We start from the raw sequence: 10,187 nt of genomic DNA on the forward strand, positions 1-10,187 counted from the left end.
CGTCGGGACAGCGGTGGCACCGACACCGTGGGATTCGCGCCGACCCGCCGGGACAGCAGCGGTGCAGGGTCGCCAGTGCCCGAGCCCTCCTCGCCGAGACACCTCCGCCGACGTACCCCGGCAGAGGTACCCGCACCGGCCCGCCTCCGCCCGATACATCCCTCCAACGCACCCACACCCACTCTCGCCGTCTCGCCGTCGACACGCCAAGGGCGGGACCCGACGACCGTCGGTCCCGCCCTTGCGACTTCCGTGCCCGCGTCACCGCCCCGGCGGGGCTACCGCCGCTCCGGTGACCTCGGCGGGCTCACCGTCGTGCGCGGTGGCCGTCGCTGGGACGAGGTCCGGATGATCAGTTCCGTCGGTATCACCTGCTCAAGGGGCCGGTCGGATTCGACGCCCTCGATGGCGTCGATGAGCAGCTGGACCACGGCCGTGCCGATGCGGCGCGGCTTCAGCGAGAGCGTGGTGATGGGCGGCTCGGTGCTGGCGTACACCGTGGATTCGCTACAGCACACGAGGAGAAGGTCTTCCGGGACCCGCAGGCCGTAGCGGCGGGCGGCGGCCAGCAGATCGGTGCCGTTCGGGTCGAAGAGTCCGTAGACCGCGTCCGGCCGGTCCGGGCGGGCGAGCAGCCGGTCGGCCGCGACGGCGCCGGCGCACGGGTCGTGGGCCGGGTACGCCTCATACACCGGGTCCTGGCCCACGCGTTCGCACCAGTGAAGGTATGCGGTGGTGGAGAGGTGGGTGTAGGTGTCGGTCGTGGTGCCGGTCAGCAGGCCGATCCGGCGGGCGCCGGCGTCGGCGAGGTGGTCGAGGATGCCGAGCACGGCGGCTTCGTGGTCGTTGTCCACCCACGCGGTGACCGGCAGCGCGCCACCCGGGCGGCCGTCCGAGACCACGGGTAAACCCTGCCGGACCAGCTCACTGACCACCGGGTCCTGATCGGACGGATCGACGACGACCGTGCCGTCGAGGGCGACGTTCGACCAGACGTCGTGTCGCGAGGTCGCGGGCAGGATGACCAGGGCATAGCCGCGGGCGAGCGCGGCGGAGGTGGCGGCCCTGGCCATCTCGGCGAAGTACGCGAACTCGGTGAAGGTGAAAGGTTCATCCCCGTACGTCGTCACGGTCAGGCCGATCAGTCCCGACTTGCCGGTACGGAGGGTCCGGGCCGCCGCCGAGGGGCGGTAACCGAGCCGCTCGGCGACCTCCCGGACATGGCGTCGGGTGGCATCGGGAAGTCTGCCCTTGCCGTTCAGTGCGTCGGAGACGGTCGTGATGGACACTCCGGCGGCGGCGGCCACGTCTCTGATGCCCGCCCGGCCCGGCCGGCTGCCTCGACGTGAGGTTTCCGCGCGGCTCACCTGGTGCTTCCCTGCTGCTGTCATGGCGAGCCGATAGTAGGGCTCAGGCGGTGGGGTAGTGCGGGCGCATATGCACCCGTTGACAGGCACGTTTCTGCAAGGTCGTTCGGGAGTAAATGCCTTGGAATGTAAGGGACTTGGCGGCTCGTGGTGCAGTACGTGACTTGTCGGCGAGCGCCCGCCTGCCAAGTGCTCGATGTTTCGAAGAGGTCTCAACTCACCTTCACGGGGGATGCGCGCCACGGCGTGAGCCACCGGCGCATAGATATATGTGAGGCGCCCCCCGGATTCGTACATGTTCGTACGGTGATGCCCTTGATGCCGGTGTGACGGGTGAGGCCGACTCGAACGAAGCGCGGAGAGCCGGTGAACGTCGGGGACATGTGCGGCACCGGGCGCTAGTCGCGGCGGGCCCGGGATCTTGGTCGAGGGTGCGTTGAGCGCGGTGAGCGGGTGCGGGGAGCGGGCGCGGCGAGCGGGTGCGGGGAGCGTGCCCTCACCCCGGCCCTCGCGCGGCCCGGAGAAGGTGACCTCAACCGACCGCCCCGCAGCCCGGAGACCATGACCTCACCCCCGACCGTTACGCAGTGCGGCCGAATCCTCCTAAGGTGTGCAGCAATGGATGCCGGGGGCAGGGACGGGCCGCCGGTGGTCGCGAGGAGGACCGTGGTGACCGAGACGAGCCCCAGGCTGCGCGCTGTGCTGGAGGGGATCCCCACCTACAAGCCGGGCAAGCCGGCCGCTTCCGGGTTGCCGGAGGCGTACAAGCTGTCCTCCAACGAGAACCCCTATCCCCCGCTGCCCGGGGTGATGGAGCGCGTCACCGCCGCCGTCTCGTCCTTCAACCGCTACCCCGACCTGGCCTGCACGGGGCTGATGAACGAGCTGGCGGACCGGTTCGGGGTACCGCTGACGCATCTGGCGACCGGCACCGGTTCGGTCGGGGTCGCCCAACAGCTGATCCAGGCCACGGCGGGCCCCGGCGACGAGGTGATCTACGCCTGGCGGTCCTTCGAGGCGTACCCGATCATCACGCTGATCAGCGGTGCGCGCCCGGTGCAGGTGCCGCTGACCGGCGGTGAGGTGCACGATCTGGACGCGATGGCCGACGCGATCACCGAGCGGACCCGCCTGATCTTCGTCTGCAACCCCAACAACCCCACCGGCACGGTCGTGCGGCGGGCCGAGCTGGAGCGGTTCCTGGACCGGGTGCCCGGCGATGTCCTGGTGGTGCTGGACGAGGCGTACCGGGAGTTCATCCGCGACCCCGAGGTGCCGGACGGCGTCGAGATCTACCGGAACCGGCCGAATGTCTGTGTGCTGCGGACCTTCTCCAAGGCGTACGGGCTGGCCGGGCTGCGGGTCGGTTTCGCGATCGGCCATGAGCCGGTGGCGGCGGCGCTGCGCAAGACGGCGGTGCCGTTCGGGGTGAGCCAGCTGGCGCAGGAGGCGGCGATCGCCTCGTTGCGGGCCGAGGACGAGCTGCTCGGCCGGGTCGGGTCGCTGGTGGGCGAGCGCGCCCGGGTCGCCGAGGGGCTGCGCGCCCAGGGCTGGACGGTGCCGGAGACGCAGGCCAACTTCGTGTGGCTGCGGCTGGGGGAGCGCACGGTGACCTTCGCGGAGGCGTGCGAGCAGGCCGGGGTCGTGGTGCGGCCGTTCGCGGGCGAGGGGGTCCGGGTGACCATCGGCGAGACCGAGGGCAACGACATCTTCCTGAAGGTCGCGGAGGCGTTCCTCAAGGAGGGGTAGGGCTGCGCCGGCGTGTAGGGCTGCGTCGGCTGTAGGGCTCATTGGGCGGCGCGGCCGAGCAATCGGTGAGGCCACGCGAGCGGTGGGGCCGCCCTCGCGAGCAGTAGGGCCGCCACGCGAGCGGTAGGGCTGAGCAAGCTGTAGGGCCGCGCGAGCGATAGGCACGGCAGCCAGCCAGCCAGCCAGCCAGCCAGCCGCCCACCCACCCAGCCGGCCAGCCGCCCACCCAGCCGCCGGGGCCGGCCAGCAGCCAACCCCGGCCAACCGCCCGCCCGGCCAACCGACCGGCGTCGGTCCGCCCCCAGCCGTGGTCACAGGGCACGACACCACAGGTGTCGTGCCCTTCCGCATGCCCGGCCATGGCCCTCCGCCATACGTCCCGCACCCCCTCCCAACCCCAAGGGGTACCCCCTGTCAAGAGTCGAAAATCGGTACGTCATAATGGCTTGTGAATGTGAACGCGTTCACAAGCGTGTCCCGGTTGCTCCCAGGTTGGGTGTGACGTAAGGGGCAAACTGCCACTGTGTCCACGGCGATGTAAGGAGACCGACGACGTGGAAATGGCTTTGGCGCCAGAGACCCTGGCGCGTTGGCAGTTCGGCATCACCACCGTCTACCACTTCCTGTTCGTCCCGCTGACGATCTCGCTGTCAGCCCTCACGGCCATGCTCCAGACCGCCTGGGTACGCACAGGGAAGGAGAAGTACCTCAGGGCCACCAAGTTCTGGGGCAAGCTCTTCCTGATCAACATCGCGATGGGCGTGGTCACCGGCATCGTGCAGGAGTTCCAGTTCGGAATGAACTGGTCCGACTACTCCCGTTTCGTCGGTGACATCTTCGGGGCGCCACTGGCCTTCGAGGCATTGATCGCCTTCTTCTTCGAGTCGACCTTCATCGGCCTGTGGATCTTCGGCTGGGACAAGCTGCCCAAGCGGATCCATCTGGCCTGCATCTGGATGGTGTCGATCGGCACGATCCTGTCCGCGTTCTTCATCCTCGCGGCCAACTCATGGATGCAGCACCCGGTCGGCTACAAGATCAACGGAGAGCGGGGCCGGGCCGAGCTGACCGACTTCTGGCTGGTGCTGACGCAGAACACCGCGCTGGCCCAGGCGTTCCACACCCTGTCGGCGGCCTTCCTCACCGGTGGCGCCTTCATGGTCGGTATCGCCGCCTTCCATCTGCTGCGCAAGCGGCACATCCGCGAGATGCGGACCTCGCTGCGGCTCGGCCTGGTCACCGTCGCGATCGGCGGACTGCTCACCGCGATCAGCGGTGACACGCTCGGCAAGATCATGTACGAGCAGCAGCCGATGAAGATGGCCTCGGCCGAGGCCCTGTGGGACGGCGAGGCGCCGGCGCCCTTCTCGGTCTTCGCCTACGGCGATGTCGAAAAGGGCCACAACACGGTCGCCCTGGAGATTCCGGGACTGCTGTCCTTCCTGGCCCACAACGACTTCAGCTCGTTCGTCCCCGGCATCAACGATGTCAACAAGGCCGAGCAGGAGAAGTACGGGCCCGGGGACTACCGGCCCAACATCCCGGTCGCCTACTGGGGCTTCCGCTGGATGATCGGCTTCGGGATGACCTCGCTGGCCATCGGTCTGCTCGGACTGTGGCTGACCCGCAGGAAGTTCCTGCTGCCGCGGGTGCACCGGACGGGTGAGGACGAGGTGCCGCATCTGGTGCTGTTCCACAAGCCGCTCGGCGCCCGCCTCAGCAAGTGGTACTGGCGACTGGCCGTCTGGACCCTGGCCTTCCCGCTGATCGCCAACTCCTGGGGCTGGATCTTCACCGAGATGGGCCGCCAGCCCTGGGTCGTCTACGGACTGTTCCAGACCCGCGACGCGGTCTCCCCCGGGGTGTCCCAGGGCGAGGTCCTCACCTCGATGATCGTCTTCACCTCGCTGTACGCGATCCTCGCCGTGATCGAGGTCAAGCTGCTCGTCAAGTACGTCAAGGCCGGGCCACCCGAACTGACCGAGGCCGACCTGAACCCGCCCACGAAGATCGGCGGCGACTCCCGTGACGCCGACAAGCCGATGGCCTTCTCGTACTAGGCCGAGGGAGCTGCACAGTCATGGAACTGCACGACGTCTGGTTCGTCCTGATCGCCGTCCTGTGGATCGGCTACTTCTTCCTGGAGGGCTTCGATTTCGGGGTCGGGGTGCTCACCAAGCTGCTGGCCCGCAACCGGCCCGAGAAGCGGGTGCTGATCAATACGATCGGTCCCGTCTGGGACGGCAACGAGGTGTGGCTGCTCAGCGCGGGCGGCGCGACCTTCGCCGCCTTCCCCGAGTGGTACGCCACGCTGTTCTCGGGCTTCTATCTGCCCCTGCTGATCATCCTGGTCTGTCTGATCGTCCGGGGCGTGGCCTTCGAGTACCGGGCCAAGCGACCCGAGGAGAAGTGGCAGCGCAACTGGGAGAGCGCGATCTTCTGGTGCTCGCTCATCCCGGCGTTCCTGTGGGGTGTGGCCTTCGGCAACATCGTGCGCGGCGTGAAGATCGACCAGAATTTCGAGTACGTCGGCAACTTCTGGGATCTGCTGAATCCGTACGCCCTGCTGGGCGGCGTGGTGACGCTGACCCTGTTCACCTTCCACGGCGCGGTGTTCACGGCGCTCAAGACGGTCGGGGACATCCGGGAGCGGGCGCGCAAGCTGGCCCTTCGGGTCGGTCTGCTCACCGCCGTGGCGGCGCTGGGCTTCCTGCTGTGGACGCAGGTCCGCGACGGCAACGGCGAGAGCCTGGTCGCCATGATCGTGGCGGTCGTGGCCCTGGTCGCGGCGCTGGGGGCCAATCAGGCGGGGCGTGAGGGATGGTCGTTCGCCCTGTCCGGGGTGACGATCATCGCCGCCGTGGCGATGCTGTTCCTCTCGCTCTTCCCGGACGTCATGCCCTCCTCGCTCAACGCGGACTGGAGCCTCACGGTCACCAACGCCTCGTCGAGCCCGTACACCCTGAAGATCATGACCTGGTGCGCGGCGATCGCCACACCGATCGTGCTGCTCTATCAGTCGTGGACCTACTGGGTGTTCCGCAAGCGGATCGGCACGCAGCACATCGCCGACCCCGCGCACTGAGTCCGGCACAGGGGGGTGTTTCACGTGAAACATCCCCCTGGAACCGATCGGACCGACCGGAACCGATCGGCGATCAGACCGATCAAGCCGATTAGACCGATCAGAGCGATCAGGCCGATTAGACCGATCGGACCCCGAAGGGCCTGTTTCACGTGAAACCAATCGATCCGCGTCTTCTGCGTTACGCCCGCGCCACCCGGCTCTTCCTCGTGGCGATCGTCGGCCTCGGTGTCCTCGGGGCCGGTCTGGTGATCGCCCAGGCCATGCTGATCGCCGAAGTGGTGGTCGGGGCCTTCCAGGGCGGAATGCCGGTCGCCGCACTGCGTACCCCCCTGTTGCTGCTGGTGGCCGTCGCGCTGGGCCGGGCACTGGTTTCCTGGCTCACCGAACTCGCCGCGAACCGCGCCGCCGCGGCCGTGAAATCGGAGCTGCGCGGCAGACTGCTGGAGCGGGCCGCCGCGCTCGGCCCCGGCTGGCTCAGCGGCCGGCGGACCGGCTCGCTGGTCGCGCTCGCCACCCGTGGTATCGATGCGCTGGACGACTACTTCTCGCGCTATCTGCCGCAATTGGGGCTCGCGGTGGTGGTTCCGGTGGCGGTGCTGGCGCGGATCGTCACCGAGGACTGGGTGTCCGCCGCGATCATCGTGGCCACGCTGCCCCTCATCCCGGTCTTCATGGTGCTCATCGGCTGGGCGACCCAGTCCCGGATGGACCGTCAATGGGAACTGCTGTCCCGGCTGTCGGGGCATTTCCTGGATGTGGTGGCGGGGCTGCCCACGCTGAAGGTCTTCGGACGGGCCAAGGCACAGGCCGAGTCGATCAAGCGCATCACCGGCGAGTACCGCCAGGCGACCATGCGGACGCTGCGGATCGCCTTCATCTCCTCGTTCGCCCTGGAACTGCTCGCCACGATCTCGGTCGCCCTGGTCGCCGTCACCATCGGCATGCAGCTCGTGCACGGCGAATCGGACCTGTACGTCGGTCTGGTGATACTGATCCTGGCGCCGGAGGCGTATCTGCCGCTGCGGCAGATCGGCGCGCAGTACCACGCGGCGGCCGAGGGGCTGGCGGCGGCCGAGGAGATCTTCGCGGTGCTGGAGACGGCGGCGCCGGAGAACGGGGGTACCTCCCGGGTGGAGGCCGATGCCCTCCCCCTGGACACCGGTGCCTCCCCGGCAGACGCGCTGTCCTTCGAGGATGTCACCGTCCGCTACCCCGGGCGGTCCGCCGACGCGGTCTCCGGTGCTTCCTTCACGGTGGCGCCCGGTGAGACGGTCGCGTTGGTCGGGCCCAGCGGCGTCGGCAAGTCCACCTTGCTGAATGTGCTGCTGGGCTTCGTCCGGCCGGTCGAGGGGCGGGTGCGGGTCGGGGACACCGACCTCGCCGACATCGACCTGGCGCGGTGGCGGTCCCGGATCGCCTGGGTGCCCCAGCGCCCGCATCTGTACGCCGCGAGCATCGCGGAGAACGTCCGGCTGGCCCGCCCCGACGCGGACGACACCGCCGTACGGCAGGCGCTCGCGGACGCGGGCGCGCTGGAGTTCGTCGACGCGCTGCCGCAGGGCGCCGACACCGTGCTCGGCGAGGACGGGGCCGGGCTGTCGGCGGGGCAGCGGCAGCGGCTCGCGCTGGCTCGCGCGTTCCTCGCCGACCGGCCCGTACTGCTGCTGGACGAGCCGACGGCCGCGCTGGACGGCGAGACCGAGGCGCAGGTCGTGCACGCGGTACGGCGGCTGGCGGCCGGGCGGACCGTGCTGCTGGTGGTGCACCGGCCCGCGCTGTTGGCGGTGGCCGACCGGGTGGTGCGGCTGGCGGAGACGGCGGCACCGGAGCCGGTGGCGGAGATCGCCGCGCCGACTGCCGAACGGCACCCGGTCGAGGAGACTCCGGTCACCGAGGCATGGCCGTTCGACGGAGTTCCGGGCGCCGAGAAGGCGGTGACCGAACCCGGCGACGCCACGGCATCCGCCGACGGTCCCGAGAAGGCCCCGGCGCATGTGCTCGCGCGGGTGCTGGCCATGTCGGGTGCCCGGCGGGGGCGGCTCCTGCTCGCCCTGCTGCTCGGGAGCCTGGCCCTTGGCAGTGCCGTGGGGCTGATGGCGACCTCCGGCTGGCTGATCTCGCGGGCCTCGCAGCAGCCGCCGGTGCTGTATCTGATGGTGGCCGTCACGGCGACCCGTACCTTCGGCATCGGCCGGGCCGTGTTCCGGTACGCCGAGCGGCTGGTGTCGCACGAAGCGGTGCTGCGGATGCTCGCGGACACCCGCGTGGCCGTGTACCGGCGGCTGGAGCGGCTGGCGCCCGCCGGGCTGCGCCGGACCCGCCGGGGCGATCTGCTGTCGCGGCTGGTCTCCGACGTCGACGCGCTCCAGGACTACTGGCTGCGCTGGCTGCTGCCCGCCGGTGCCGCCGTGGCGGTCTCCGCCGCGTCCGTCGGCTTCACGGCCTGGCTGCTGCCCGAGGCGGGCGCGGTGCTCGCGGTGGGGCTGCTGCTGGCCGGCGCCGGGGTGCCGCTGATCACCGGGGCGGTGTCCCGGCGCGCGGAACGCCGGCTCGCCCCCGCCCGGGGCGAACTGGCCACGCGCGTCACCGACCTGCTCACCGGCACCGCCGAACTCACCGTCGCGGGCGCCCTGCCCGCCCGGCTCGCCACGACCCGCGAGGCCGACTCGGTGCTCACCCGGATCACCTCGCGCGCCGCCACCGCCACCGCGCTCGGCGACGGGCTGACCGCGCTGATCACCGGCCTCACGGTGACCGCCGCCGCACTGGTCGGTGTCCAGGCGGTCGCCGCCGGACGGCTGGACGGGCTGCTCCTGGCGGTCGTCGTCCTCACCCCGCTGGCCGCCTTCGAGGCCGTGCTCGGCATGCCGGTCGCGGTGCGGTTCCGCCAGCGGGTGCACAAGAGCGCCGAGCGGGTGTACGAGGTGCTGGACGCGCCGGAGCCGGTACGGGAGCCGGAGCGGCCCCGGCAGGCGCCCGCGTCACCGTTCCCGGTCGTCCTCAAGGGGCTCACCGCCCGGTACGCCGGTCAGGACCGGGACGCGCTCGCCGGGGTCGACCTCACTCTCGGCGAGGGGTGCCGGATCGCCGTCGTGGGCGTGTCCGGGGCGGGCAAGACCACGCTGGCCCAGGTGCTGCTGCGGTTCCTGGACGCCGGGTCCGGCGCGTACACGCTGGCCGGGGTGGACGCGTACGCCCTCGACGGGGACGACGTACGGCGGCTGGTCGGGCTGTGCGCCCAGGACGCGCACCTCTTCGACAGTTCCGTGCGGGAGAACCTGCTGCTGGCCAAGCGTGACGCGACCGACGCCGAACTGTGTGACGCGCTCGCCCGCGCCCGGCTGCTGGAGTGGGCAAAGGGCCTGCCCGACGGGCTGGAGACGATGGTCGGCGAGCACGGGGCCCGGCTGTCGGGCGGCCAGCGGCAGCGGCTCGCGCTGGCCCGCGCGCTGCTCGCCGACTTCCCCGTGCTGATCCTGGACGAGCCCGCCGAGCATCTCGACCTGCCCACGGCCGACGCGCTCACCGCGGATCTGCTGGCCGCGACCGAGGGCCGTACGACCCTGCTGATCACCCATCGGCTGGCCGGTCTGGAAGCCGTCGACGAGGTGGTCGTGCTGGACGCGGGACGGGTGGTGCAGCGCGGGACGTACGCCGAGCTGGCGGCCGTGGAGGGGCCGTTGCGGGAACTGGCGGCGCGGGAGGCGGAGACGGAGGTGCTGGTGGGGGTGGGGCGGTAGGGGTGGCCGGCCCTTGGGTGGGCCTGGTGTGTCAGGCGACCCGGCGGCCCGCAAGGCTCCGATTTCCGACTCCTCGCCATGAGTCCGACTTTCTGCAATAGGCGGGACTAATTACCCTCGGGGCATGGCTGCCGTTCCGCCCGCCGGTCCCGCCGGTCCCGCCGGTCCCGCCGGTCCCGCCGGTCCCGCCGGTCCCGCCGGTCCCGCCGGTCCCGCCGGTCCCGCCGGTCCCGCCGGTCCCGC

Annotated in this window: 5 protein-coding genes; 4 read left to right on the forward strand and 1 reads right to left on the reverse strand. The window is 70.7% G+C overall.

Annotated features, from left to right (window positions below):
• Positions 1 to 278: 278 nt before the first annotated feature.
• Positions 279 to 1,391 (reverse strand): LacI family DNA-binding transcriptional regulator, encoded by a 1,113-nt coding sequence (locus ACFXAZ_RS12575; protein ID WP_382682511.1) that lies wholly within the window; start codon positions 1,389 to 1,391, stop codon positions 279 to 281.
• A gap of 645 nt (positions 1,392 to 2,036) precedes the next feature.
• Between ACFXAZ_RS12575 and hisC the strand changes: the two genes are divergently transcribed.
• The 4 genes from hisC (at position 2,037) to cydD (ending at position 9,944) form a co-directional block, all read left to right on the forward strand.
• Positions 2,037 to 3,116, forward strand: coding sequence for a histidinol-phosphate transaminase (gene hisC, locus ACFXAZ_RS12580; RefSeq protein ID WP_384588555.1), 1,080 nt, complete (start codon positions 2,037 to 2,039; stop codon positions 3,114 to 3,116).
• 554 nt (positions 3,117 to 3,670) lie between these two features.
• The gene (locus ACFXAZ_RS12585) at positions 3,671 to 5,176 is read left to right on the forward strand and encodes a cytochrome ubiquinol oxidase subunit I (RefSeq protein WP_384588558.1); all 1,506 of its coding nucleotides are present in this window, start codon (positions 3,671 to 3,673) and stop codon (positions 5,174 to 5,176) included.
• A gap of 20 nt (positions 5,177 to 5,196) precedes the next feature.
• Positions 5,197 to 6,201 (forward strand): cytochrome d ubiquinol oxidase subunit II, encoded by a 1,005-nt coding sequence (gene cydB, locus ACFXAZ_RS12590; RefSeq protein ID WP_384588561.1) that lies wholly within the window; start codon positions 5,197 to 5,199, stop codon positions 6,199 to 6,201.
• A 152-nt stretch (positions 6,202 to 6,353) separates the two neighbouring features.
• The gene (cydD, locus tag ACFXAZ_RS12595) at positions 6,354 to 9,944 is read left to right on the forward strand and encodes a thiol reductant ABC exporter subunit CydD (RefSeq protein WP_384588564.1); all 3,591 of its coding nucleotides are present in this window, start codon (positions 6,354 to 6,356) and stop codon (positions 9,942 to 9,944) included.
• Positions 9,945 to 10,187 lie beyond the last annotated feature (243 nt).

The organism is Streptomyces sp. NPDC059477 (assembly GCF_042749375.1).
Taxonomy (GTDB): domain Bacteria; phylum Actinomycetota; class Actinomycetes; order Streptomycetales; family Streptomycetaceae; genus Streptomyces.